Here is a 24,243-nt window from a genome sequence, read left to right as displayed (position 1 = left end):
ACAATGAGCGCCTTTTCAAGTTTTTGATCTCTTTTATTTGCTCAGAGCCTAGCTAACACGCCACCCTCATTCGTTTCCACTTCCATAGCATCAATCAACGTTAACAATTGGCGGTTGTCCCAATCCGTAGATTGCAGCCCCAAAGCACTCTTACCCATTGCATTGAGCTCTCGCTTAACAGCTAAAATCGACGCTTGAGAAAAATGCTCTTCTTTACACAGTTGCTCAAACTGAGCGTGCGCTGCTATTACGTCTCCAACTTTCACTGTTTGAATCAGTTTGTGCTTCGATGCTTGTGGTTTGTGGGTTGATGTTAGCGGCAATGCCGAGCGACGTTTCTCTTTCATCCAGAGCCCCATAAATGCCAACCACAGCGCTGCAAATAGCGCTGTCAGCCAAGGCCAGATCCCAGAATTGTGGATGACGACGGAAGGTGGCGGGGGAGTGGAAGATGTCGGTGATACTGCGAAGCTATCTTCACTCGGCGTGATCTCTACATCTAGTCCATAAAGCGTAGTCGTGGCGGCTTGTTTGGACTTTGTATCCCACCACTGAATATCTACACTTGGCAGCGTAACGATTTGTGGTGATTTGGCGATCAAGACTTGCTTCAATGTCATGGTGACCGAGCCATCCCCATTGTCTGTGAAACTTGGCTTCTCTGGATAGACTCTAAACGCATCTGGATTACGAATAGTGAGTTCTGGCATCTGTTCTGCTGATGCCCCCTCGGCCGTTATCGACAGGGTTCGAGTTAAAGCGTTGCCCGTTTGAATACTCACGGAGTCCGAGGTTATGGATTCGCCGTTATCTAACATCCATGTTTGTGCAGCTTTAAGCGAAGGTGTTGGTAACCAAATGCCGTTGTAGTCTTCTGGAATTGGGAGCACAGATAGGATTACTTCCGGCGCTTTAGCATCAAGACTTAAGATTTTGGTGCTGCCACCACGCTGATTGCTATATAATACGCCGCCACGCAGAGTGGGAGCAACAATGGTGTATTCGCCACTTTGTTTGGCGGTAACGCGATAGCTTTGGTCAACAATTAACACCTCAACTCCGTCCAAAACCGCTTGATATTGCTTCGGATCTCCAATTGCTGCGATATCAAGCCCCGAGGCGATAGGGTCGCTCAGGGATGGGTTTTGCAACATTCTAGGATCGACCTTGACGATGATGCGTGCATCGAGAGTGGTACTCTCCTTTGGGTAGAGCTCTGCTTTGCCAATCTGAGTTCGCACTTCAATCAGTTCGTCTGAGGTAGGCGTTTGGTCATCCACAGTTACGGTCAGAGTAATGGGCGCTGTGGTGACGCCATCGACATCGAAACTTGGGATAGTGAGCCGTCCTAAACGTTGCGGTGCGATAGCAATGGTCCATACACTGCTGTCACGGCGAGTACCGTTGAGAATATTGACCGATGAACTAAAGCTGGGTCTTCCCATAAAAAAGTCATCGCTCAGTGCATCAAAATTGACCTTGCTGCCATCTAGCTTTTCATCAGCCACGACTTTAAGCTGGATCACCTCGTCCTTGCTGACGCTGGTTTTGGTCACGCTGGCGGTGACATTGAGGGCCATGGCCGCAAAGCTGCTGGTCATGGTCAGCAGTGCGATGGCGAGATTTGTACATAGTTGATTCAATTTCATTCTTACTACCAGTTGTTGTCCGTTGCAGACGGAGCCGGTTTCTCTTTTGCTTGAAGTAACATTTGTGCTTTAAGAAGTAAACTTGGGTCGCGCACGCTCTCTACTTGTTCGAGTTGGCGTAAATCGGTGTTGGCTTCCTGCTGTTGGCTTGCCGACGTTGTTGCTTGGCTTGGTTCTTTTGTTTCATCAGATGACTGAGGCATACTGCTGTTTACAGGCTCTTGATTAGTTGAAGGTGATTGCACTTCCTGTGATTGATTGGCGCCTTGTTGATTCGGCTCTTGTTGCGCTTCTCCACCTTCTCTCTGCTGATTAGACTCAGAATCACTTTCACTGGAAGCATCGCTTTGCGATGTTTCTTCACTTTGAGCGTCATTTGATTGATCTTGAGATTGACTGTCTTGTGAGGCACTGTCGCTGTGATTGGCTTCTTTTTGTTGCTGGCCTTGATTGCCCTCCGCATCGCCTTCAGACTTTTGTTGCTGTTGCTGTTGCTGTTGCTGTTGCTGTTGCTGTTGCTGTTGCTGCATAAGCTCTAGGTTGTATTTCGCATCTTGGTGGTTAGGTTCTGTTTTCAAAACCTCTTGATAGGCCTCCATCGCCGCCTCAATCTCCCCAGATTGCGCTAGGGCATTGCCTCTATTGTAGAGGTCGTCAACGTTATAGAGTCCTTCAAGCGCGTCAATGGCAGCTTGATACTCTTGCGCTTTGTAATGAGCTGCCGCTTTCCAACGAGCGTCGTCAAACAGTTCGGCTGCTTGCCGATAGTTACCTTGGTCAAAAGCTTCAGCGCCTCTTTGATCTCGGTTGCTAAAAGCACTATCGAGCAAAGAAGCCTGAGAGGGTGGTGCGTAAGCTGCAGAGAGCAGCAGAGCGCCATATAAGGAAAATAGGAAGCCTCTACGAAATAACGGTAGAACCAGAAACACTACGAGCGGCATCAACCAAAAACCGTGGTTGATGGGAACATCGAGTGTTTGGCTTTGCTCGCCAGAGACCTGTTGATAACGAGAGGCTTTCACTAAATGCTCGATATCTGTGTTGTCACTCTGATAACTCGAAAATTGGCCGCCTGCGGATTTAGCGAGCTGACGCATTTCACCGTATGAGGTCTTGGCGACGACGGTGTTGCCTCGACTATCGGTAAGTAAAGTACCATCGGTAAGCGGGATCGGCGCACCACTTTGGCTGCCAAATGCAAGAATGGACAGGGTAAATGCCTTACCGGAAAGCTGCTTTTCGATCTGTTTGGACTCGCTTGGACTGAGGTCATCAGCAAACAGCACTATCTCACCTTGAGTCATGCCAGCTTGTTCCATCAGACTTACCGCTTGTTTGACGGCAAGGTCCGCTCGGGCGCCTTGAAAGGGCATAATCTCTGGAGACAAGTATTGAATGGCATTCGAAAGCGTGGCCGCATCGCTAGTTAGCGGGCTGAGCGTATAGGCATCGCCTGCGTAGGCAACTAGGCCGGTTTGTCCTTGATTGAAAAGAGGCAGAATATCGAGCGCTTTATAGCGTATTTGCGCCAGACGATTGGGTTTGATGTCGTTGGCGTAAACCGATTGAGACATATCCAGTACCAACACTCGCGCATTCGCCGATTGTGCCCCGGGCTTTTCTGCGTTACCAAAACTGGGCCCAGCTAAGGCGATGATAGTCACCATGAGAAGCGGAGAAAGCCAATAGAGGTTCGCCCCTTTTTTACGGTTTTGTCCTAGAGCTTTTGCTAGGTGCGTCGCTATGATCCCCGTGGAGCGTTGGCTTGTTGTGAGCCAAAACAACAGGCCGATTGTAGGTAGGAGTAGCCATAGCATTTGAGGATAGAGAAACTGAAAATCAGACATCATTTCTCCTAATAATGGTCATGAGCACGATGCAAATCAGGCCGACAGTGGCTGGAAGTGGGAACCACTCAGTGCGTGGTCGCCATGATTGGGTCGCCTTCTGAACCGGTTGCAGTGCATTGATGGTATCGTAAATGGTGTTGAGCTCTTTCGCATCTCTCGCACGGAAGTACTGACCCCCTGTGAGCTTTGCGATATCGATAAGCGCTCTTTCATCGAGATCTTCTGCGGTGTTAACCGTGCGCGTCATAAAGAACTCTCGCACCTGCATCTCACCTGCGCCAATGCCGATGGTATAGATGGTGGTGTCATTGCGCTTGGCAATTTCAGCCGCTTTAATAGGATCGAGGACACCGGCGTTGTTACTGCCGTCGCTGAGTAGGATCATAACGCGTTGTGGGGCGTCGCCATCGATAAAGGTTTTCGTCGCAAGCCCAATACCATCACCAATCGCGGTTTGGGTGCCAATGAGCTTGAGAACGGTTTGGTTGAGCTGGGTTTGAATCGCTTTGCGATCAAAGGTGAGTGGTGTTTGTAAATAAGCGTGGTCAGCAAAATAGACAAGCCCCAATCGGTCACCTTCTCGACGCTCAACAAAGTCCGAGACCACACGTTTTACCGTAGAGAGACGATCCTCATAATCGCCCTCATGCCTCATGTCTTCACGAGACATTGAATAGGAGAGATCAATGACGAGCATCATGTCGCGATGCTTAGGGTAGACTGTGATGGGCTCATCATACCAAACGGGCCTTGCGCTCGCGGTAATCATGGCTATCCATGTCAATACCGCCAAAAGCTTACACAGCTTGTCGCGTTGATTGACATGGGCAGTGACGCCATCCATGTGTGGCAATGTCACTTGAACTCGCGAAACTGGTGCAGAGCGCAAACGATATACGATCAGCGGCAATGGAAGTGCAAGAAACATCCACCACCATTCAAAACTCAATCCGCTCATGATGCCTTCCAATTTTTGAACTTACGCTTGGGAGGAAGGGCATATTGCACCCAGTGAAGGCAATCGCTGATCAATTCTAGATCCTCTTGTGCGCCGTCGTTGTCATTGTTGTTGATCGTTTGGATATTGGTAGGTTTTCGGTAAAGCGCCTGTTGCCACTGTAGGGAGTTGGCTTTAAACCGAGGACTATCTAGCTGTGAATCAAGAAATGCTAACCACTGCTCACCACTGAGCTTGGCAATGTCTTCACGAGGAAAATAGCTAAGGGCAGCTTGCCTAACAATCTCCAGTGCAGCAGACGGTGTTGAGCCGTTATGACTTGCAATTAGCTTGAGTGCGGCCTTTTTGGCGCGAGCTTTGCGTTTGTAGCTGCGTGTTAGCCAAATCAACAATAAAACCGTGGTCATAACAACTGCGATTATCGCCCAGTACCCCCAAGGAAGAGGCCAGATTCCCGGCTCAGTTGGCAGATGCAGTGGCTTTAAAGGAATGGATTGGCTTTGCGTTGATGCGTTCATAATGATGGTACTAATTAAAACGAATGAGTTGAGAAAGTAGAGGGTTGCCGCTTGAAATCAGAGATAGCGCGATCCCGCTTTTTGACAGTTCTGCTGACAATTGTTGGTTTTGAGTATTAAAAGCCTCTGATATGTGGCGTTTCACACCGGAACTTGAGAAGTCGAGTGATAGCGCTTGGTGTTTGGCGATGACTTTTTGCGTGCCTCGTGCATGGGTTTGTCCTGTTTCAATAGGATCAAAGACCTGTACTGCTCTTACTCGGTTGTGCTGCGCCAAACGAGCCATTGCTTGCAACTCTGTCATCTTGAGCTGAGAAAAATCACTCACTATAATCACCTCACTGCCTTTTTTACATAAGTTACTCAAAGCAATGAATGGGTCGTTCAGCCCGCGGTTCCCGTTGGTGAGTGACTCAACTTGTAATGAAGCTGTTTGATGCAAGAAGTGATTGTGCAGCTCGCACAATTGACTAAGTAATCGCATGATTGACGTTCGAGAGCTCGATGGCTTAATTTCGATAAGTTCTGAGCCAACCCTAATTACTGCCCCCACGCGGTCTTTACTGCCAAGCGCTACAAACGCCAATAGTGCCGCCAAATGGCATTGTTGCACCGACTTGAGCAGTAGCTTTGTACCAGTGAGCATACTCGTTGTTAAATCGATAAACAAAACGACTGGGCGCTCACGCTCTTCGGTGAATAGCTTGGTGTGTACCTTGCCAGTGCGAGCCGTCACTCGCCAGTCAATTTGGCGAACGTCGTCCCCTGCTTGATACTGTCTTACCTCAGAAAACGTCATACCCCGACCTTTTCGAGGACTGGCATGGGCACCATTGAGCTGTGACCAAATACTCTTTGCTGGCGGTTGCCAACGTAGGCTGTGTGTTTGATAAAAACACAGCTCTTCAACGGAGACGGTCACTCCATTGGTGGCCTTTGGGATCTTTCCATTTTCTATCAGCTGCTGAAGCGTCTCTTTGGGACTACGCTTTCTAGATACTCTGTGAGACAGTGCTGACTTAAGTTGACTCAACATACGCTGTTCCCAAAATTTCTAACGTGCGCCGCCATTACGCTGACGCCACGGTATTGAGAAGTTCTTCAATGACCGCATTTCCAGTCACACCTTCCGCTTGTGCTTGGTACGTAAGCAGTAAGCGATGGCGAAGTACTGGATAAATCACTTGATGAACATCTTCCGGGCTTACAAAATCACGGCCAGCGAGCCAAGCGTGCGCTCGGGCAGCTCGGTCTAACGCTATAGTAGCGCGTGGGCTGACCCCCATTTCAACCCAATTGGCGAGTTTTTGACTGTAGGTATTTGGTTGACGAGTCGCCATCACCAAGCGAACGATGTATCGCTCAATAGCCTCAGCCATATGGATAGAGAGCACTTCTTGGCGCGCTTTAAAGATGGTCTCTTGGCTGATTTTTTCTTCAAACTGTTGCCATTCACCCTGAGCTTCACCTCGGTTAAGCCTGAGTATGGCAAGTTCACTTTCTTCATTTGGATAGTCCACTTCTAAATGAAGTAAAAAGCGGTCAAGTTGCGCCTCTGGCAGCGGATAGGTACCTTCTTGCTCAATAGGGTTTTGAGTCGCCATCACCAAAAACAGTTCAGGAAGTGCGTAGGTCGTTTGACCGACACTGATTTGCTTTTCTGCCATCGCCTCAAGCATCGCCGCTTGTACCTTTGCGGGTGCTCGGTTGACTTCATCAGCAAGGATCAAGGAGTGAAAGATTGGCCCTGCCTTAAATTGAAACTCTCCGGTTTCTGGTCGATAGATGTCGGTACCAGTAAGATCAGAAGGTAGAAGGTCCGGTGTAAACTGAACACGATGAAAGCTGCCTTCAAGGCAATCAGCCAGAGATTTCACGGCACGTGTCTTAGCAAGCCCCGGAGGACCTTCAACCAAAATATGGCCATCGGCGAGTAGGGCGATGAGTAACTGCGTGACAAGGTTGTCTTGACCAATAACTTGGGATTGCAAGTAATGTTGTAGTTGTTGGAAAGACTGAGCTGGCATGATGAAAATTCCTTATTGCAGGTATGAGAGCATAGATAAGAACATAGAAAAGTGGAAGTGCGAAAAGTTCCGTACTCTAGGTCATTGTTTTGTAAATATATAGCTTTTTGGGGGGCAATCAAAACTTCAGTAGCAAAATGATGCAAAAGTAAACAGTTGCGTAGTAGGCTCCGCAAAGTTGGTACCCACTCGCTAAAACGAGTACAATCGCCCCAGTTTACAAGTATTGATGAGGTTAATCATTATGAGCGATTTTGAGAAAGAGCTAGAGCAAATGGCTTCTCAAGTAGAATCTGAGCCTGAGGTGGCATTGCCATCGATTGAAGAGCAGCGCGAAATTGCGGCAGAGCTAAAGCGACTAGAAGCAGAAGGCAAGTTGACGCCAGAAGTACTTGAGCAGTACTTTGGTAAATTTAATAAAGATAACCAGACACCTATTCATTAATCTATTTTTCGACACAGTTCAAGTTCGACTTGGTACTGTGTCGTCCCTCCTATTTATGTCAAATGTTTCGCTTCTGGCTTTTCTCGCGACTTACTTCTATCTTAATGTTTATTAGACACATTTGTTTTGTGCATTACAGCAATTCTTAGCTCACCACATGCCTGTTAGCGATATCGAGTTAGCATGGACTCATTAGTATCATACTGCAACTTAGGAAGGATCTTTGAATAATCTCACTAGTGAGACTATTTGTTCAACGCTAGTGATGACAAGGGCTGAAGGCGAGTTATCGTCATTTAGGTGGTAAGACAGGTGCACTGAGTTTGTTATACTTTGTCGGAGGGATTTGTTTATAGGAAAGGAGTTCATTATGTCTCAAGCTGAAGATAATGGCCGCAAACATGCGATCTTGCTGGCTGGTAATAGCCTTCAGTCGAGCCTCCTTAAAGATTCAATCGAACAAAAAGTACCGCTAAAGATACGTTTAGTATCGCCAGAGAAACTATGCGAGGCTCGCGACGATTCATTAGGGCGTGATACAGAGTTTGTCATTATCGATTACGCCACGATTGGCAGAAGCGACGTAGCACGGTATATCGAGGTGATTGAAAATGTCGAACGCTATACGAAGGAAATATTACTTAACGCACCGAAGATGCTCGCCCATGCGGACATGCTTAAGTGGCAGAATCTGGTGGGAGTATTTTATGATTCCGACACGATAGATACTTTAGTGAATGGCTTTTCTCGGATTTTAGACGGCGAATTATGGATGAGCCGCAAGTTGGTTTATGAATATGTGCACTTCTATCGTCGCAGGCAATGTGCAAAAACCAGCCCTTATTACACAAAGCTTACTAAGCGCGAGCAGCAAATCATTAAACTACTCGGTGATGGTGCTTCCAATACTGAGATAGCTGACACCCTTTTTGTCAGTGAAAATACGGTTAAAGCACATCTTCACAACGCTTTCAAAAAGATAAAAGTGAAAAACCGCTTGCAAGCGTTGCTTTGGGTGAAGAACAACGTAGCGTCTAGCGAGTTTGTTCAGTAGTTTAACTAGACAAAACCGATAAGCGCTACTTCTAGCAGAAAGCGGCGCTTTTTTATGCATATTGAGAAAAAACAGGGCTAAGGGTAAGTTCCGTTTTCCACAAAGCCCTGTTTACTGCTTACTCGGTTGCTAAAGAATTTCCGTTTCAGCTTGAGAGTATCTTGCGATGATTGGGTTAGACATTGCTTGTGGGTCGCTTGCAGACCACATACCACGCTCCATGCCTTTGACAATAAGGTGAATCACTGCGGCATCAATGGCCGACATAACTGCAATGTTGACTGGCTCGTTGTTGCTGTATCCCATTTCCACTTCCAGTAATTCTTTGTAATCAATAAAGCGGAACGCACCTAACCCCATTTCATGTGAAGAGATGGTCTTCGACGTGGTAATACTGAGCAGCACCTGACCACTGCGAACGTCTACCGCTCTTAGGTTAACGGTGACTTGATCGGTCCGATATTGCCCTGATGCGCCAATCCCGAGATATTTTGCGCCGAGACCACCGGTGCGAATATTGGAATCGTAAGCGACAATACCGCCTTCAATAACGACATTGGCAGAGTTAAGTGAAGAGAGGTCTGCCCCGTGATTAGAGATGACTTTGTCTTTCTTTTGAGCGGCACGAATAATTTTGCGTTCCGTCAAAAGGTTTTGCAGCCCTTCACGCTCTAGTGGAATAAACCATTGAGAATCGAGTAAAGACGTCGTTAGTAGTGATGTACCGCCTTGTGGAACCGCAGTTGAGAAGTTACTGTTTGGCTGCGGTTTGTACTGCCCTGTCTGATCCCTAAAGTCATACACAGAAACCAGAATTTTTCCTGCTGGTCTAGGTAGTGACACTAGGTCGGTGTAAGTTGCGCCACGCGGCATTAATTTCGGTGATGCGTCGGTATCAGGAATATCCAATGAGTGCGCGCATCCGCTCAGCAGCAGCGCTAAGCCAATAGAAATGAGACCTTTCATAATACGTTCCTTGTAAATTAGAGGTCGGGATTGAGTCCGGAAACACTGATTTCTGTTGATTCGCCGGTATCTTTGTCGACTATTTGCACCAACAAATTACCTGAGTCGTCAACCACATTAAGGAAGAAGTCGTCGGTTTCAAGTTGGCCTGTGTTGCCGTTACCGATGTCGGCGAGCAGTTGGCTTATCAAGCGCGATTCAAGGCTGGAGGCCAATCTATCTAACGCTGACTCTTCCTCAAAATCAAAGGTGGACGCGTTTGGGTCAGAGTAGTCGTTGATCGCATTTGCATGGTTGATCAATATCGTGCTGTTGAGGGGGTTGCCACCAAAGCTGGGATTAACCGGGGTATACACGAGCTCAGAGCTGTGTGCCATTGGCACGACTACTAAAGCTATAAGAGCGAGTCTGCTTGATAAATTTGCCATCCTTGCCGCCTTAAAATTCATCATGTTCTAGGTCAAACGTATCCATGTAGAGACGCTCTGCTTGCCATCGAATGATGTAGTTGCCTACGACACGAATAGCATCTTGAGCTCTGTCTTTAGCTTGGCGTCGACCCGGGGAAAGCGCCGTTCGATAGATCACTTGTCTTGAATGAAAAACTTCGATGATACTACCTGAGAGCGCTGTTGGTATTTCGTTCACAGTGAGATTTTCTTGAAGTTCTGGATATTGGTCGTTCAACTGTTGGGTGAAGAAAAAATAAAAATCCTCTCCCAAGCGGGTAATCGTCCTATCCACGATGACGCCACTCACTTCATTGAAGTTATTAAATGGCGGCTTCAGCTTGTCTCCCTGTTCCTCGAGCTTATTCCCATTTTCGAGTTTGGTTCCGTTTTCGAGAGGAGCCCCGTTTTCAAGCTTGCTGTTATTGGCCATACTTGGCAGTGCCACGAACGCAAGCAGTAATGTAAGCAGTTTTAAAGTCATAAAGGCTCCCATTCCAAAATCCTTTTTAAAAAATGAGAAATAGATTCGTGAAAATCTACAGTAAAGACTAATTCAAACCTCGTGGTTTCAACATAAACTTATGACCTAGAAGTTAAGTGATTTTTTTCATACTTCGGACGTGAGAAATACCCCTCAAATAAGACAACTTACTAATGAATTATTTCTGTAACTCGTTTTTAGTTTAGAGCCAAAGTCATGGTGCAATTTTAAAATAGTAATGGTCAGGCAATGAAAGAATGGCTTTTGAAAATTTGGTGCGTCAGAAAAGCACAGAAACATATAACAAACCTTCTTTTAGACACTTAATAATCACGGAAGAGCGGTAAACAGGCATGGGTTTAAATAACGAAATGTTCAAATCTAGAGGGCTTGCGACCATGTTGTGTTCAGTGGTTGTTGCCGCTGGAAGCTCTGTACAAGCAGCGACATTTTGGTATGCGCCAAACGGTGGTCTTAGCGCACCACCTGGGACGTTTCTTGATGGTGTGAGTGAAAATGTGGTCACGGATTATGATGCGTTTGTGACTGGTGCGAGCTCTGATTTAGATAACTACTCAGAAGTTCACTCAGTAAATGTCGTTGATTCGGTTGCGATAATTGTTCAAGAAGGAGGGGGTGTCTCGAAGGCAGGCAATAAGGCTAAAGTGATACAGCGTGACGGAGCCAACAATACCGCGCTTGTCACACAGTCAGGACGTAGCCATACCGCTTACATAACTCAAACAGGAAGTTCGAACGCTGCATTTATCGGCCAGCTGGGCAGAAACGCGGAAGCGTTGATTGAGCAAAATGGCGATAACAATCTCGCGTTAATCGGGCAGGCTAATTACGGGTTAGCAAGTAGTCAACTGAGTATTTCTCAGCAAAACGATAACAATATCGCCGTTGTCGCTGGTGCTGGGGCTGCAAATTTAGGTATTTCTCAAGATGGTGGTGACGCCGCCATTATTAATGCTTCGGCATTGATGAGGGTTTATATAAATCAAGCGAATTAAGAACCCGAGCTCGATTTATATAAAGATATCCTTCTTAGGAAGGAAGGGAACGACATGGAATGTAAAAAAGGAAATCTAGTTATGAAAAAGTTAGCGTTATTAACAGTAAGCATCTTAGCTTCAGGAGGCGTCATCGCGTCTCCTATATATGATTTAGACGAAGTAAAAGGAGGAGGCACCAATGTTTCTGGTACTAACATCCGAGGAGCGCTTGATGCTTCAGGTTTAATCCAGACGCTAGATAACGATGCGGAAGTTCATATGCAAGGTGGTGGAGGTAACGATGTTGTTATTATTCAAGGTGAACTTGGTGGTGAGGAGCATAACCGTGCGTTCGTGGATATCGAATCTACTGGTTGGGATAACGATGTACGAATCAGACAACATATTGTAGAGAACGATGCTATAGTCCAAATCGGTAAAGAGGATGGCTCGGATGCGTCGTTTAGAAACACAGTTGACATAAATCAAAGCGCTAGTGTTGCAGGCCTAAGTGCGGGTGATGGCGAAAATAGGGCTTGGGTTGCATTGGATGACGCTGGAAACACTGATGTGAAGATTTCTCAAGACTTTGACAACCGTGCAGCAGTCGTCGTTGATGGTAATAGCTCAATGGCAACAGGTAACGATGTTGATGTGAAACAACTCGGCAAAAAACACAATGCTAACGTTGGTATCTTTGGTGATAGTGACCGCAATAAAGTGTACGTCAAACATATGGATGGACATGGCAAATCGCAAGCGGATATCTCCATTGAAAACTCAAGTAATAACCGCGGCTCTAACGAATGGGGCTATGGCAAGAGTGGTATCCATGTGGTTCAATCTACGGGTGATTATGCAGGAGTTTTTGTAACCAACTCAAATGCTAACTCAGTGTTTATTCACCAAAACTGATGCTTATTAGTGCGAAACTGGCGGTGCTGCTTAGCATCGCCTTTTTGTTGGTTTTTGCAGGGTATAAAACTAACTCAGCCCCGCGTTCTGTTATCTTCCCAGCGATTGAGTGTTATCAGCAGAACAGCAATGATTACACCTTAATAACACTTATTGTCTCAACGGAAGGTGTCGTTGATGTAACAACAAGCATGAAGAATAGGATTCGCTATCAAAGCAGAGGGGGCATTGTGTCTGTTCAGTTATCTGAATCACAGTTTCCCATCGAGGTAAGGGATTTGAACCAAGGTACGCAAGTGCATGTAAACGATAAGTGTCAAATAGAGCCTTCTCAGTCTGAAGATAAATAAAGCCCCTAAACTCAGAGAGTTTAGGGGCTTTCAGCAAGCAAAGGTGCTTAAAAGTATTAGAGAGGCTTATACGCCCGCTTCTTTGTATAGGCGACGGCATGCTTTACCATCGCTGTGGAACAGGTGACAACGGTGAGCTGGAATACCGATCTCAAACTTGTCGCCAACTTCAACTGCAAGCGTGTCCGGCTGACGGTAGATAACGTCAGCGTCTGCACTCTCTAGGTTTAGATAGACTTGAGTTTCGTTACCTAACTTCTCAACGATCATGACTTCGCCACCCACTTTCGCATCGCCTTCTTCAGCAGATACTAAGTGCTCTGGACGTACGCCCATAGACATACGATCGCCTTTGTTCACGGTTGTGCCATCAACTGGGATCCAGAATGAATCACCATCAGAAAGCTGAACTTTCACGCGCTCTGCTTCTACTTCTTCAATGAACACGCTCATGAAGTTCATCTTAGGTGAACCAATAAAGCCTGCAACGAAGCGGTTGTCTGGGTAGTGGTATAGCTCAAGAGGCTTACCAACCTGTGCAACATAGCCTGCGTCTAGAACAACAATCTTGTCAGCCATGGTCATCGCTTCAACCTGATCGTGCGTTACGTAGATCATAGTGCAGCCTAGTTGGCGTTGAAGCTTAGTGATTTGCGAGCGCATGTTTACACGAAGCGCGGCATCTAGGTTAGATAGCGGTTCGTCGAGTAGGAATACGTTTGGCTGTGAAACCAATGTACGGCCGATAGCCACACGCTGACGCTGACCACCTGAAAGTGCTTTAGGTTGACGCTCCAGTAGGTGACCGAGCTGTAGAATCTCTGCTGCGTGCTCAACGCGGCGGTCGATTTCTTTTTTGTCTGCTTTAGCAAGCTTAAGACCAAATGACATGTTGTCATAAAGGTTAAGGTGAGGATAAAGTGCGTAAGACTGGAATACCATACCCACGCCACGCTTCGATGGTTCAACATCGTTCATGCGCTCTTCACCAATATATAAATCACCGGACGTGATGTCTTCTAAACCTGCGATACAACGTAGTAGAGTTGATTTACCACAACCTGATGGACCAACAAAGACAACAAACTCGCCTTCGTTGATTTCTAGGTCGACATTCTTGGAGATCAGTACGTCGCCGTACGCTTTACTAACATTTTTTAACGTGACACTCGCCATGTAGCTCGTCCTCGATTCATTTTTTCTTTCCGTCGGTCATTATAGAGATAATTCGACAGGTAATAATAGTAGGAAATTGGTCAGTGTGTGACTCCAACAACGTGGTTTGGAGTTCTGGGAAACTGTTGCGTGATGATTCTAGGTTTTGATGTTCCTTAGTATGTGCAGATAGTCCCAGATGGAAAGAAAAAAGGGTGGCGCTGTACGATTTGGCGCCACCCTCAAAGCCAAGACTTCGCTAGTATCCCCCGACACAAACTGAAAACCTCCCCCGTAAAATACATTTACCACTAGTGCTTCAGTTTGTGACTACTTGGCGAGTCCGGCGATGAAAACCCAGCATACGTTCCCTGTAGAAGTTCATTCCTTAAAGAAACTGTCAGAGCATTTGCTCTTACTGGTAAAGGGTTCTTACCATCCACTCTTGGATGACTGCAGTTTCCTTGATTGAGGTCTCTCGTACATCCTCCTGACAAAAATAATTATGGGGGTAGTAGAGAAGGAGGAGGAAGGTGGGGGGGGAGAATGGTTGTGTGAGATCTCGGTCAAAAATTTGTGCCTGATAATAGTGAATTCTGTCACAAGAGGAGATTGTTTTGTGATGTTGATCTATAGTCTTGGGCGATTGAGGTCACGGAAATCAACGCTTGTCGCGAGGGCGTAGAGAGTAGGATGATGAGAGCTTGCTGTATTTTTAAGATGATACTCATCGAAACTTGGGAAATCCTCTGGATGAACCTACGATCAAAACTATAAAAAGGATATAAACATGAAAAAAGCCCTAAGCACTGTAGCACTAGGTACGCTAGTCGCTCTAGGTTCTTTTGGTGCAAATGCTGCTATCGAAGAAGGACAACTCACTATTTGGATCAATGGTGATAAAGGTTACAACGGTCTTGCAGAAGTAGGTAAAAAGTTCGAAGAAGACACAGGTATTAAAGTGACAGTTGCTCACCCTGATGGTCTAGAAGCGCGCTTCCCTCAAGTTGCAGCGACTGGTGACGGTCCTGATATCGTATTCTGGGCACACGACCGTTTCGGTGAGTACGCTCAAGCAGGTTTGCTGGCTGAAATCAAACCTTCTAAAGAAACTAAAGAAGGCATTGTTGACTTTGCATGGGACGCAGTTAAGTACGATGGCAAAATCATCGGTTACCCAGTAGCAGTTGAGTCACTATCTCTAATCTATAACAAAGACTTGGTTCCAAACCCACCTAAGACTTGGGAAGAAGTAGAAGCATTGAACGCAAAACTTGCTAAAGATGGCAAGACAGCAATCATGTGGAACCTAAAAGAACCGTACTTCACATGGCCACTTATGGCTGCTGATGGCGGTTACGCATTCAAATACAACGGTGGTAGCTACGACGTTAAAGACGCAGGTATCGCTCAAGATGGTGTTAAAGACGCACTTAATTTCGTTAAAGGTCTAGTAGACAAAGGCGTTATCTCAGCAGATATGGATTACTCAGTATCTGAGTCTGCGTTCAACCAAGGTAAGACGGCAATGACTATCAACGGTCCGTGGTCTTGGGCGAACATCGAGAAGTCTGGCATCAACTACGGTGTGGCTACTCTACCTAAGTTCAACGGCCAAGCTTCTAAGCCTTTCGTTGGCGTACTAACAGCAGGTATCAGCACTGCGTCACCTAACCGTGACCTAGCAGTTGAGTTCCTAGAGAACTACCTACTAACTAACGATGGTCTTCGTGAAGTGAACAACGACAAACCTCTAGGTGCTGTTGCTCTGACTTCATTCCAAGACGAGCTAGGTTCTGATGCACGTATCGCAGCGACAATGGACAACGCGATGAACGGCGAAATCATGCCTAACGTTCCACAAATGAGTGCATTCTGGGCTTCTGCTAAGAATACAATCATTAACGTGGTAGACGGTCGTCAATCAGTAGAAGCTGCAGTTGCTGACGCTGAAAAGCAAATGACGAAGTAATTTTCTAGAACAACCCTTTTAAGGAGGGGGTAACCCCTCCTTCTTTTCTATTTTTTTGTATTATCGCTAGCAGGTCCTTTTATGCAGTCAGTTCAAGGTACAGATGCCATGTCAGCAGAAACTAATACAGTTCCAAGCAGTAAAAAAGTGTTCATCAAGTGGGGACTTCTTGGCTCAGTGGGACTTATCAATGGTTATGCGACGATTCTAATGTATTCCCGCGGTGAGCTTGCATTCGCATTGCTTACTGTGATTCTTACCGCTCTGGCACTCTATATTTTCGGCAGTAAGAAAACGTACGCGCACCGTTATATCTATCCAGGTATTGCGGGTATGATCCTTTTCATTCTTTTCCCTTTGGCGTACACGGTTGGCTTGGCCTTCACGAACTACAGCGCGAAAAACCAGCTTTCTCTGGATAGGACGCAAAGCGTATTGGTGCAGCGTACTTTCCAAAGTGGTGAGAGCTACTCGTTTGAGCTTTACAAGACAGACAACGGTCACCGTATCTACGTGAAAGACGGTGAACAGCTGCTTGCCACGCCTGATTTTGACATCACTAGCCCTTCAGCAGATTACGACCTTTCCGCGGCAGAAGTGCCAGTTGGTGAGAAAGAGAAGATCAAAGCGATTATTCAAAATCGTGCGAAACTCAACACGGTTGACCTTCATATGCCAGATGGCTCTGACATCCGTATGAGTGGTCTACGTAAATTTGCTTCTGTACAACCGCTATACACTATGGTGGAAGGTACAAACGACATGCGTAACAACAAGACTGGCGAACTACTGCGCCCTAATATGGACGAGGGTTTCTACCAGCCAGTTAACGATAGTGGCGAGTTTGTTGGTAACACAGTATCACCAGGTTTTATTGTTGGTATTGGTACACACAACTTTGAACGTGTATGGAAAGACGATGGTATTAAAGAGCCGTTCATCAGTATCTTTATCTGGACGATTGTTTTCTCAGCAGTGAGTGTTGCGCTAACGGTTCTTATTGGTCTTGTACTGGCAAGTGTGGTTCAGTGGGAAGCACTACGTGGCCGTGCTATTTATCGCGTGCTGCTGATCCTTCCGTATGCAGTACCAGCGTTTATCTCGATTCTTATCTTTAAAGGCTTGTTCAACCAAAGCTTTGGTGAAGTGAACATGCTCCTTGAAGGTCTGTTTGGCATTAGTCCAAACTGGTTCTCAGATCCGATGATGGCTAAATTGATGATTCTTATTGTGAACACTTGGCTAGGTTTCCCTTACATGATGATTCTATGTATGGGTATGCTTAAAGCGATTCCTGATGACCTGTATGAAGCGTCAGCAATCGATGGTTCAAACTTTGTTTCGAACTTCACTAAGATCACAATGCCATTGATGATTAAGCCGCTAACTCCGCTACTAATTGCAAGTTTCGCGTTTAACTTCAATAACTTCGTACTGATTGCCCTTCTAACGAATGGTGGTCCTAACATGATTGGTACTTCTGAGCCAGCGGGTTACACCGACCTATTGGTTAACTACACGTACCGTATCGCGTTTGAAGGTTCTGGTGGTCAAGACTTCGGTCTAGCGAGTGCAATCGCAACACTGATCTTCCTACTAGTAGGTGCACTAGCACTACTTAACCTACGCGTCACGAAAGTAGCTCAAGACTAAGGAGGCCTAAAATGGCAATGGTACAAGGTAAGTCATTAAAATACCGCGTTTGGGCAACACACATCGCTATGTGGGCTTTCCTATCGCTGATTATTTTCCCACTACTGATGATTATCGCTATCTCATTCCGTGAAGGTAACTTCGCAACGGGTAGCCTAATCCCAGAGAACCCATCGCTAGAGCACTGGAAACTAGCACTAGGCTTCTCGGTTACGAACGCAGACGGCTCGGTAACACCGCCTCCGTTCCCAGTACTCACTTGGTTGTGGAACTCAATCAAAGTTGCGGGCATTTCATCAATCTTGATTGTATGTCTATCAACAACGTCTGCTTACGCATTTGCTCGTATGCGCTTTAAAGGCAAGTCAACTATCCTGAAAGCGATGATGATTTTCCAGATGTTCCCAGCGGTACTCGCATTGGTAGCGATTTACGCTTTGTTCGACAAACTCGGTCAGTACATTCCGTTCCTAGGCTTGAACACGCACGGTGGTCTGATTTTCTCTTACTTGGGTGGTATTGCACTTCACGTATGGACAATCAAAGGCTACTTCGAAACGATTGATGGCTCTCTAGAAGAAGCAGCAGCACTTGACGGTGCAACGCCATGGCAAGCATTCCGCCTAGTTCTTCTGCCACTGTCAGTGCCAATCCTAGCGGTTGTGTTTATTCTGTCGTTCATCATGGTTGTTGGTGAAGTACCGGTAGCATCACTACTACTTTCTGATGTAAACTCGTACACACTAGCGGTTGGTATGCAGCAGTACTTGTACCCTCAGAACTATCTATGGGGTGACTTCGCGGCAGCGGCGGTACTATCAGCACTACCTATCACAGTCGTATTCCTACTCGCACAGCGTTGGCTGGTTGGTGGTTTGACCGCCGGCGGTGTAAAAGGATAAAAACGATAAGGGTGACCGCAAGGTCACCCATTTTCTTTGTATTGTTTAACATTATTTGGTTTGGCCGCCGACAAGTTGAACAAGCAACACTGGTGTTACGTATAGCTGGCTGTTATCAGGATTCCTTACTATCACGACTAACAGTTCTTGTAACCGACGCCCGAGCATTCGCTCGGGCTTCTTCTTTTCTTGCCCGTAGTCTTTTTTGTCACTAGTTGGTTTAGAATCACTATGCCTGCTATTGGGAAAACGAATTGATATACTGATCAACTCATGTAGGAATAGCATAAGATGCTGATATCTTTGTGCTAACTTTGAACAAATAGGGCTAGGTGCCATAGGAAAGGTCATATTCCTATGTTATAAGGATGACAATTAGCGCAACAATCGCGTTTGGAAAGGATGGCCAAATGACAAAAATTACTGAATCTAAAGCATTAATCTCTTCTGCCGTGGGTGCCACGGTATTGTCGCTCTGGGGCGGCATAATGGCGTTGATTTCTGAATCTAGCGCTATCTTACTCGATGCGTCCTTCAACCTTTTGTCGGCGGCGGTGTCGTACGCCTCGCTACGGATAGCGAAACTGACACAAACGGGTCGCTCTCGTCATTACCCGATAGGCTTTTTCGCTTTTGAGCCGCTGATCGTGGTGGTTAAGGGCATTACCATACTTATTCTCATCGCCTTTGCCGTAGGTAGTAATATCCCTGTGATTTTAGCTGGTGGTAGGGAGCCTGCTTTAGGGTTGATGGCCATCTACGTGTTCCCAGCTGTCGCTCTGTGCGCCCTTTTGTACTGGGTTTGTCATGTGGGTCACAAACAGTCTCATTCCGACATTCTAAAGGCAGAGAAAAACGCCTGGTTCATCAACGGTGTGATTTCCGGTGCGATTGGCGTGGCGTTAGTATTGGTGATTGCTATCCAAGAGACATCATTTGGCTGGGTTGGCCGTTACATCGACCAAATTCTGGTGGTACTGTTCAGCTTGGCGTTTATCAGCGATCCGATAAAACTGGTCAAAAATGGTATGCGAGAACTGACCATGGCGACCCCACCTATTGAGCATACCAAGCCTATCTATCGCAGTTTAAAAGGACTGGCTCAAGAGTATGAGATTGAGATCGTGGATATCTTTATCGCTAAGCTTGGTCGTAAAACTTGGGTCTCTGTTTACGTCGATCCGAAACGTGAATCCATGACATTTAAGAGCTACGAGCGGTTTGTGGAGGATCTAAGAACCAAAGTCGATAAGCCGTACACACTCACGGAAGTGGATGTCATTTTGCAACGTTCACCCACATCAACCGATGCGTCTAAACTAGCTCGCGGCTAGACGGCGCACAACCGAGATATTGGAGCAAGACGTATAAACTCTCTTGCTCCATTGCCACACGCTGGAACAAGTCTGCAAATACTTCATCCCCGCCAAAGCAGATTTGAATGTAATGATTGATTTCATCGCGCTGGTATCCTTCAACGTACATGGTACGTATCCATTGATATTCCACCGCTTTTAAATCAGTTAACGTGGATTGACTTAGGGTAATATCGCTCAGGGTCAAGTCGAGCTCCTCTCTCAGACTATTCTAACGCTGTACGATTACATCAAAGTTTAATGAAAGAAAAATGACAGTTCGGTGACCTTACCGGGATTTGACATTACTGGTGAGAAGCTGAACAAGGGCTTCCACGCTCGATTTGCTTTCCCCTTGCTTGGTGTAAATCCCTATATTGCCGACTTTTTCTTTATCGAGATACGCGATGACGATGTCATGCTTCTCGAGCCAATCACTGGCTTTGTGGCTGTAAGGCATTATCGCTTGCGTCATATGTAGCATATCCATACTGGCCATGACAGAATCCACGTCGTAGGTGATGCGCTCATCAAAATGAGTGTCATGAGGAAGACCGTTTGCAAGCACAGATTGGTGCCTTGGATGGTTTGGTGTCACCCGTAGAAGAGGGTAGCGATGTAGGGTACTTGGCTCGCTTATCCCAGTAGCAAGCGGGTGGTGCTTAGACACGTAGATGGCTTCGTAATCTTGAAACAGAGGCTGGAACACTACACGACACGACTCGGATAAGTCTAAAACTTCATGACCTATGAATAAATCTATATCACCTTGAACAAGGTGGTGAAGTAGAGACAGGTTATTTCCGAACTCAAGATGAAATGAGCTGGCGGGGTTTAATGCTTGGTAATCAGTCACCGATTGGCGTACGAAACCTTCCCACCATACTTCTCCGGTACCGATTTTTACTTTACCGAACTGGCGCTGCTGCATGTCGTTAAACTGGTGCTTGAGGGCAAAGTACTGTTCTTGTTGCTCCTGTGCAAACTTACGGAATTTATTGCCATACGGCGTCAGTTCCACACCCTTTGATAGACGATTAAATAAGGGAGCGCCCATCTCTGCCTCGAGCTTTTTGATTGCAGAGGTGAGAGAGGGCTGACTGATAAATAGCTCATCAGAAGCGCGTTTAATGTTGCCGTGTTTGGCTACTGCCAAGAAGTACTTAATGGATTTGTTCAGCGCCATACATTGCCTTTTAGTGTGTCGGTGTTTGATATATAAAAAATCTATACGATTATACGGAGAATCTATTTTTAATCACAGCGATAACTTCGTAAAGTGGGGGTAATTTAACGATAAGCTAGGACAGACTCATGGAACAAAAATGGTGGCACGATGCGGTGGTGTATCAGATTTACCCGCGCAGCTTTTGTGATTCGAATGGTGATGGCATTGGTGATTTAAATGGTATTCGCTCTAAGCTGGATTATTTACAAGAGCTAGGAGTGGATGTGATTTGGCTATCGCCCGTGTATCAGTCTCCTATGGATGACAACGGCTACGATATCTCGAACTATCAAGCCATCGCACCAGAGTTTGGCACTATGCAAGATATGGAAGCGCTGATCGGCGAAGCAAAACAGCGCGGCATTCGTATCGTTATGGACTTGGTGGTTAACCATACTTCAGATGAGCACTCTTGGTTTCAACAAGCGTGTGAATCAAAAGATTCGCCATATCGTGACTACTACGTTTGGCGTGATGCGAAACCGGATGGTAGCGCGCCTAACGATCTTGATTCGATCTTTGGTGGCAGTGCATGGCAGTGGCATGAGCCGACTCAGCAATATTACCTGCACCTTTTTTCAAAAAAACAGCCTGATCTTAACTGGGAAAACCCAAAAGTGCATGATGAAGTCCACCGTATGATGAACTGGTGGATAGATAAGGGTATTGGCGGCTTCAGGCTTGATGTTATTGATCTGATTGGTAAAGAGATCGATAAAGGCATCACGGGCAATGGCGAAAGATTGCACCCACTTCTAAAGCAAATGAATCATGCGACCTTTGGCGGTAAGGACCTTCTGACGGTTGGTGAAACTTGGGGGGCTACGCCTGAAATCGCTAAGCTATATAGCGCGCCAGAACGTGATGAGCTGTCTATGGTTTTCCAGTTCGAACACATTACGCTTACTTGGAAAGACGGTGACAAATGGCAGCCGATCGCACTCGACTTACCTGAGTTTAAGAAAGTGCTAACCAAATGGCAGCTAGAGCTCGCTGATCAAGGTTGGAACTCACTGTTTTGGAATAATCACGATCTGCCTCGCGCGGTGTCAAAGTATGGTGACGATGGTGTGTATCGCACCAAGTCAGCCAAAATGTTGGCCACAGTACTGCACGGACTTAAGGGCACGCCGTACATTTATCAGGGCGAAGAGATCGCGATGACGAATGTGAAGTTCGACCGCTTGGAACAATACAAAGACATTGAGTCGCTGAACTTCTATAAAGTGAAAACAGAGGCGGGCGTGAGCCATGAAGAGATGATGCACGCATTGGGTGAGAATGGTCGTGACAATGCCAGAACACCGATGCAATGGTCAGCAGCATCGCAAGCCGGCTTCACGCAAGGCAAACCTTGGATTGAAGTGAACCCAAACTACACCGAGGTGAACGTTGAAGATGACCTGGCAAGTAGTGATTCTGTGTATCGTTACTATCAGTCATTAATTGCAATTCGCAAGCGCCATCGTGCCATTGTGCACGGCGATTTTACTCCTGTACTGGAACAGCACGACAAAGTCTTTGCCTATCTCAGAACAGAAGGGGAGACACGCCTAATGGTTGTCGCTAATTTCAGTGGCGAGTCATTGACCGTCGACTTGAGTGAGTTCAAGCAAAGTTCAGCCGAGGTGCTGTTATCAAACTCTGGGCGAACGACGTTTGATTTTGGGGATGTAGAGCTTGAGCCTTATGATGCTTATATGATTGAGCTGTAAAAGTTTTGGGTTGTAGGTCCTTGGTTCTGGGATCCAAAGGCCAACACTTGAAGTTTTATTTTAGCTTTTTCTAAAATAATGTTTGACAGCTTTGGTTGTGTTAGTTAAATTAGTATTAACTTAATTAGCTGGAGCTGTTTAAATGAATTCAACTGTTCAAACAAACATAACCTCACACCATAGTACTGCTGGTTGTTCTGAATCCTCGGCGGCTAAGCAGTATTTGATCGATGTGCGTTCGTCACAAGAGTTTGCTTCGGGGCATATTCCAGGTTCTTTGAATTTCCCATTACAGAGCATTTTCGCGGTTGCTAACAGCGACATCCAGCCTAAAGACAACCTTATTGTTTACTGTGCATCTGGTATGAGAGCGTCTCAGGCGGTTCAAGTTCTTGAGTCTATGGGTTATCGAAACATCGTTAATGTCGGTACGGTCGCAGCGGCCAACGACTATATTTCACGATAATCGTTTTTAATTCTCAGAAGAAGTTATAACAAAGCGGGAGAATGCATCATGTTAAAAATCGACTATGTCAGCGATGTACTTTGTGTGTGGGCGTGGGCAGCGGAGGCTCGAAATGATGCCTTGCTAGCTAACTTTGATGGCCAAATTGAATTATCACCTAAGTTCATTAACTTGTTTGGTGACACACAAACTCGTATCGGTAAAGGATGGAGTGACAAAGGCGGTTTTTATGGATTCGCAAAGCACACCGAGGAGGTGGCCGCTAAGTTCCCTGAATTGACGCTTAACCCCGCTGTATGGCACAGCATTAGACCAACCAGTTCCATGCCTGCACATCTCCATTTAAAAGCGGCAGAGCTTGCTGGTAGCAGCCAAGATGAAGTGTTGTGTCTCGCTAAGTCGTTAAGACAGGCTTTTTTTGAACAAGGGAGAGATATCAGTAATGTTGAAGTTATTGCCGATGTCCTTGCCTCTCATGGAATAAACCTTGAAGCGCTTCAGCCGTACCTGATGGATGGTTCTGCCTATGCGGCACTCTGGAGCGACCAACTGCTTCGTGAGGCTCAACAGATCAAAGGCAGTCCAACCTATATTATTGACGGCGGGCGACAAACTTTATTTGGTAACGTCGGCTATCGAGTTATAGAAGCGAATGTGAAAGAGCTTCTAAAACCGCAAACGGGCGAAGGCGCAAGTTGGTGTTAACTTAAATGTGTCCTTAAGATTCAATAAAAAGGCGGCTTTATGTTGAGAAGTCGCCTTTTTGACAATTATCGCCTTGTGATTCTAATAAGGACGAACTTGCTCCATCTCGCGCTCTTGTGTTGCTTCAAACTCATGAAAGTAGGGGTCGTAGGCGCAGTCGCCAATTTCATTTCTCGGGCAAACATGTATGTTGTTTCTCTCTACCATTGGCGTTTGGCAAATTGGGCAAATTCTGTCCATCGTTATCTCCTTGTTTCGCCTTTATCTCTTTTGTTTTCATCACTTTGTCACCACCCATGATTTATTACCTTCCAACAAGCGTGATCGTGTGGCGTCGTACGTGCTCGAACAACAGAGGAACTGCGAGCATAGTTAAAGGGTATAGATAGCGATAGAGAGAAATTCAATCAGCTGTTTGAGATCTTGGGT

General features: G+C 46.2%; 25 protein-coding genes. 12 read left to right on the top strand and 13 right to left on the bottom strand.

Going from position 1 to position 24,243, the window contains the following annotated elements:
- Window positions 1–41 precede the first annotated feature (41 nt).
- Genes ACJB0T_RS03690 through ACJB0T_RS03665 form a run of 6 tightly spaced genes read right to left on the bottom strand, consistent with a single transcriptional unit; the run spans window position 42 to window position 7,002 of the window.
- On the bottom strand, window positions 42–1,649 hold the full coding sequence (locus ACJB0T_RS03690; protein ID WP_479292779.1) for a BatD family protein: 1,608 nt from the start codon (window positions 1,647–1,649) through the stop codon (window positions 42–44).
- 5 nt (window positions 1,650–1,654) lie between these two features.
- On the bottom strand, window positions 1,655–3,496 hold the full coding sequence (locus ACJB0T_RS03685) for a vWA domain-containing protein (protein ID WP_479292781.1): 1,842 nt from the start codon (window positions 3,494–3,496) through the stop codon (window positions 1,655–1,657).
- Window positions 3,489–4,457, bottom strand: a complete 969-nt coding sequence (locus ACJB0T_RS03680) for a vWA domain-containing protein (protein ID WP_479292782.1) — start codon at window positions 4,455–4,457, stop codon at window positions 3,489–3,491. The genes ACJB0T_RS03685 and ACJB0T_RS03680 overlap by 8 nt, the downstream gene beginning before the upstream one ends.
- A complete protein-coding gene (locus ACJB0T_RS03675; RefSeq protein ID WP_479292784.1) occupies window positions 4,454–4,975 on the bottom strand; it encodes a DUF4381 domain-containing protein in 522 nt (173 codons plus the stop codon). Before ACJB0T_RS03675 ends, ACJB0T_RS03680 begins: the two co-directional genes overlap by 4 nt.
- Window positions 4,976–4,985: 10 nt before the next feature.
- Window positions 4,986–6,011 (bottom strand): DUF58 domain-containing protein, encoded by a 1,026-nt coding sequence (locus ACJB0T_RS03670; protein ID WP_479292786.1) that lies wholly within the window; start codon window positions 6,009–6,011, stop codon window positions 4,986–4,988.
- 34 nt (window positions 6,012–6,045) lie between these two features.
- Window positions 6,046–7,002, bottom strand: coding sequence for an AAA family ATPase (locus tag ACJB0T_RS03665; protein ID WP_479292788.1), 957 nt, complete (start codon window positions 7,000–7,002; stop codon window positions 6,046–6,048).
- A 244-nt stretch (window positions 7,003–7,246) separates the two neighbouring features.
- Between ACJB0T_RS03665 and ACJB0T_RS03660 the strand changes: the two genes are divergently transcribed.
- The gene (locus ACJB0T_RS03660) at window positions 7,247–7,447 is read left to right on the top strand and encodes a restriction endonuclease subunit S (RefSeq protein ID WP_112463026.1); all 201 of its coding nucleotides are present in this window, start codon (window positions 7,247–7,249) and stop codon (window positions 7,445–7,447) included.
- 370 nt (window positions 7,448–7,817) lie between these two features.
- Window positions 7,818–8,501, top strand: a complete 684-nt coding sequence (locus ACJB0T_RS03655) for a LuxR C-terminal-related transcriptional regulator (protein ID WP_479292790.1) — start codon at window positions 7,818–7,820, stop codon at window positions 8,499–8,501.
- A 129-nt stretch (window positions 8,502–8,630) separates the two neighbouring features.
- Here ACJB0T_RS03655 and ACJB0T_RS03650 read toward each other — a convergent pair whose 3' ends face one another.
- The 3 genes from ACJB0T_RS03650 to ACJB0T_RS03640 are packed head-to-tail and all read right to left on the bottom strand — an operon-like array spanning window position 8,631 to window position 10,400.
- Entirely contained in the window at window positions 8,631–9,467 is an 837-nt protein-coding gene (locus ACJB0T_RS03650) for a CsgG/HfaB family protein (protein ID WP_479292791.1), read from the bottom strand.
- A gap of 17 nt (window positions 9,468–9,484) precedes the next feature.
- Entirely contained in the window at window positions 9,485–9,895 is a 411-nt protein-coding gene (locus ACJB0T_RS03645) for a curli assembly protein CsgF (RefSeq protein ID WP_479292793.1), read from the bottom strand.
- A gap of 10 nt (window positions 9,896–9,905) precedes the next feature.
- Window positions 9,906–10,400, bottom strand: coding sequence for a curli production assembly/transport protein CsgE (locus tag ACJB0T_RS03640; protein ID WP_479292795.1), 495 nt, complete (start codon window positions 10,398–10,400; stop codon window positions 9,906–9,908).
- A gap of 353 nt (window positions 10,401–10,753) precedes the next feature.
- Between ACJB0T_RS03640 and ACJB0T_RS03635 the strand changes: the two genes are divergently transcribed.
- The 3 genes from ACJB0T_RS03635 (at window position 10,754) to ACJB0T_RS03625 (ending at window position 12,663) form a co-directional block, all read left to right on the top strand.
- Window positions 10,754–11,416, top strand: a complete 663-nt coding sequence (locus ACJB0T_RS03635; protein WP_479292797.1) for a curlin subunit CsgB — start codon at window positions 10,754–10,756, stop codon at window positions 11,414–11,416.
- An 81-nt stretch (window positions 11,417–11,497) separates the two neighbouring features.
- Window positions 11,498–12,313 carry a hypothetical protein gene (locus tag ACJB0T_RS03630; RefSeq protein WP_479292799.1) on the top strand — a complete coding sequence of 272 codons (816 nt, stop codon included), beginning with the start codon at window positions 11,498–11,500 and terminating at the stop codon, window positions 12,311–12,313.
- On the top strand, window positions 12,313–12,663 hold the full coding sequence (locus ACJB0T_RS03625) for a hypothetical protein (protein ID WP_479292801.1): 351 nt from the start codon (window positions 12,313–12,315) through the stop codon (window positions 12,661–12,663). The genes ACJB0T_RS03630 and ACJB0T_RS03625 overlap by 1 nt, the downstream gene beginning before the upstream one ends.
- A gap of 66 nt (window positions 12,664–12,729) precedes the next feature.
- Here the strand turns inward: ACJB0T_RS03625 and malK are convergent, their stop codons facing one another.
- Window positions 12,730–13,839 (bottom strand): maltose/maltodextrin ABC transporter ATP-binding protein MalK, encoded by a 1,110-nt coding sequence (gene malK / locus ACJB0T_RS03620; protein WP_479292803.1) that lies wholly within the window; start codon window positions 13,837–13,839, stop codon window positions 12,730–12,732.
- A gap of 769 nt (window positions 13,840–14,608) precedes the next feature.
- Here malK and malE point away from each other — a divergent pair.
- From malE to ACJB0T_RS03600, 4 genes are all read left to right on the top strand, one after another.
- Window positions 14,609–15,790: a maltose/maltodextrin ABC transporter substrate-binding protein MalE gene (gene malE, locus ACJB0T_RS03615; RefSeq protein ID WP_479292805.1), complete on the top strand. Its 1,182-nt coding sequence runs from the start codon at window positions 14,609–14,611 to the stop codon at window positions 15,788–15,790.
- 81 nt (window positions 15,791–15,871) lie between these two features.
- Window positions 15,872–17,443 carry a maltose ABC transporter permease MalF gene (gene malF / locus ACJB0T_RS03610; protein ID WP_479292807.1) on the top strand — a complete coding sequence of 524 codons (1,572 nt, stop codon included), beginning with the start codon at window positions 15,872–15,874 and terminating at the stop codon, window positions 17,441–17,443.
- Window positions 17,444–17,454: 11 nt separating this feature from the next.
- Window positions 17,455–18,345, top strand: coding sequence for a maltose ABC transporter permease MalG (gene malG / locus ACJB0T_RS03605; RefSeq protein ID WP_042469972.1), 891 nt, complete (start codon window positions 17,455–17,457; stop codon window positions 18,343–18,345).
- A 410-nt stretch (window positions 18,346–18,755) separates the two neighbouring features.
- Entirely contained in the window at window positions 18,756–19,679 is a 924-nt protein-coding gene (locus ACJB0T_RS03600; protein ID WP_479292810.1) for a cation efflux transmembrane domain-containing protein, read from the top strand.
- Here ACJB0T_RS03600 and ACJB0T_RS03595 read toward each other — a convergent pair.
- Together ACJB0T_RS03595 and ACJB0T_RS03590 are read right to left on the bottom strand one after the other, a co-directional pair.
- Window positions 19,660–19,908, bottom strand: coding sequence for a hypothetical protein (locus tag ACJB0T_RS03595; protein WP_479292812.1), 249 nt, complete (start codon window positions 19,906–19,908; stop codon window positions 19,660–19,662). The two genes, ACJB0T_RS03600 and ACJB0T_RS03595, sit on opposite strands and share 20 nt — an antisense overlap.
- 81 nt (window positions 19,909–19,989) lie before the next feature.
- Complete coding sequence (locus tag ACJB0T_RS03590; RefSeq protein WP_479294525.1) at window positions 19,990–20,880, bottom strand: LysR family transcriptional regulator; 891 nt, start codon at window positions 20,878–20,880, stop codon at window positions 19,990–19,992.
- A 134-nt stretch (window positions 20,881–21,014) separates the two neighbouring features.
- On the opposite strand from ACJB0T_RS03590, the gene ACJB0T_RS03585 reads away from it, so the two are divergent.
- From ACJB0T_RS03585 to ACJB0T_RS03575, 3 genes are all read left to right on the top strand, one after another.
- Window positions 21,015–22,643 (top strand): glycoside hydrolase family 13 protein, encoded by a 1,629-nt coding sequence (locus ACJB0T_RS03585; RefSeq protein WP_479292813.1) that lies wholly within the window; start codon window positions 21,015–21,017, stop codon window positions 22,641–22,643.
- A 142-nt stretch (window positions 22,644–22,785) separates the two neighbouring features.
- Window positions 22,786–23,109 carry a rhodanese-like domain-containing protein gene (locus ACJB0T_RS03580; protein WP_479292815.1) on the top strand — a complete coding sequence of 108 codons (324 nt, stop codon included), beginning with the start codon at window positions 22,786–22,788 and terminating at the stop codon, window positions 23,107–23,109.
- Between the two features lie 48 nt (window positions 23,110–23,157).
- Window positions 23,158–23,814 (top strand): DsbA family oxidoreductase, encoded by a 657-nt coding sequence (locus ACJB0T_RS03575; RefSeq protein WP_479292817.1) that lies wholly within the window; start codon window positions 23,158–23,160, stop codon window positions 23,812–23,814.
- An 81-nt stretch (window positions 23,815–23,895) separates the two neighbouring features.
- Here the strand turns inward: ACJB0T_RS03575 and ACJB0T_RS03570 are convergent, their stop codons facing one another.
- Window positions 23,896–24,054 (bottom strand): hypothetical protein, encoded by a 159-nt coding sequence (locus ACJB0T_RS03570; protein WP_479292818.1) that lies wholly within the window; start codon window positions 24,052–24,054, stop codon window positions 23,896–23,898.
- Window positions 24,055–24,243 lie beyond the last annotated feature (189 nt).

Source organism: Vibrio sp. CB1-5, assembly GCF_059412285.1.
Note: the sequence above shows the minus strand (reverse complement) of the source record. Positions and strands in the feature narration are given on the sequence as shown.

Bases quoted from the DNA above. Each gene is read 5' to 3' on its own strand.
- ACJB0T_RS03690 (WP_479292779.1), bottom strand. From the start codon at position 1,649: ATGAAATTGAATCAACTATGTACAAATCTCGCCATCGCACTGCTGACC.
- ACJB0T_RS03685 (WP_479292781.1), bottom strand. From the start codon at position 3,496: ATGTCTGATTTTCAGTTTCTCTATCCTCAAATGCTATGGCTACTCCTA.
- ACJB0T_RS03680 (WP_479292782.1), bottom strand. From the start codon at position 4,457: ATGAGCGGATTGAGTTTTGAATGGTGGTGGATGTTTCTTGCACTTCCA.
- ACJB0T_RS03675 (WP_479292784.1), bottom strand. From the start codon at position 4,975: ATGAACGCATCAACGCAAAGCCAATCCATTCCTTTAAAGCCACTGCAT.
- ACJB0T_RS03670 (WP_479292786.1), bottom strand. From the start codon at position 6,011: ATGTTGAGTCAACTTAAGTCAGCACTGTCTCACAGAGTATCTAGAAAG.
- ACJB0T_RS03665 (WP_479292788.1), bottom strand. From the start codon at position 7,002: ATGCCAGCTCAGTCTTTCCAACAACTACAACATTACTTGCAATCCCAA.
- ACJB0T_RS03660 (WP_112463026.1), top strand. From the start codon at position 7,247: ATGAGCGATTTTGAGAAAGAGCTAGAGCAAATGGCTTCTCAAGTAGAA.
- ACJB0T_RS03655 (WP_479292790.1), top strand. From the start codon at position 7,818: ATGTCTCAAGCTGAAGATAATGGCCGCAAACATGCGATCTTGCTGGCT.
- ACJB0T_RS03650 (WP_479292791.1), bottom strand. From the start codon at position 9,467: ATGAAAGGTCTCATTTCTATTGGCTTAGCGCTGCTGCTGAGCGGATGC.
- ACJB0T_RS03645 (WP_479292793.1), bottom strand. From the start codon at position 9,895: ATGGCAAATTTATCAAGCAGACTCGCTCTTATAGCTTTAGTAGTCGTG.
- ACJB0T_RS03640 (WP_479292795.1), bottom strand. From the start codon at position 10,400: ATGACTTTAAAACTGCTTACATTACTGCTTGCGTTCGTGGCACTGCCA.
- ACJB0T_RS03635 (WP_479292797.1), top strand. From the start codon at position 10,754: ATGGGTTTAAATAACGAAATGTTCAAATCTAGAGGGCTTGCGACCATG.
- ACJB0T_RS03630 (WP_479292799.1), top strand. From the start codon at position 11,498: ATGAAAAAGTTAGCGTTATTAACAGTAAGCATCTTAGCTTCAGGAGGC.
- ACJB0T_RS03625 (WP_479292801.1), top strand. From the start codon at position 12,313: ATGCTTATTAGTGCGAAACTGGCGGTGCTGCTTAGCATCGCCTTTTTG.
- malK (WP_479292803.1), bottom strand. From the start codon at position 13,839: ATGGCGAGTGTCACGTTAAAAAATGTTAGTAAAGCGTACGGCGACGTA.
- malE (WP_479292805.1), top strand. From the start codon at position 14,609: ATGAAAAAAGCCCTAAGCACTGTAGCACTAGGTACGCTAGTCGCTCTA.
- malF (WP_479292807.1), top strand. From the start codon at position 15,872: ATGCAGTCAGTTCAAGGTACAGATGCCATGTCAGCAGAAACTAATACA.
- malG (WP_042469972.1), top strand. From the start codon at position 17,455: ATGGCAATGGTACAAGGTAAGTCATTAAAATACCGCGTTTGGGCAACA.
- ACJB0T_RS03600 (WP_479292810.1), top strand. From the start codon at position 18,756: ATGACAAAAATTACTGAATCTAAAGCATTAATCTCTTCTGCCGTGGGT.
- ACJB0T_RS03585 (WP_479292813.1), top strand. From the start codon at position 21,015: ATGGAACAAAAATGGTGGCACGATGCGGTGGTGTATCAGATTTACCCG.
- ACJB0T_RS03580 (WP_479292815.1), top strand. From the start codon at position 22,786: ATGAATTCAACTGTTCAAACAAACATAACCTCACACCATAGTACTGCT.
- ACJB0T_RS03575 (WP_479292817.1), top strand. From the start codon at position 23,158: ATGTTAAAAATCGACTATGTCAGCGATGTACTTTGTGTGTGGGCGTGG.
- ACJB0T_RS03570 (WP_479292818.1), bottom strand. From the start codon at position 24,054: ATGGACAGAATTTGCCCAATTTGCCAAACGCCAATGGTAGAGAGAAAC.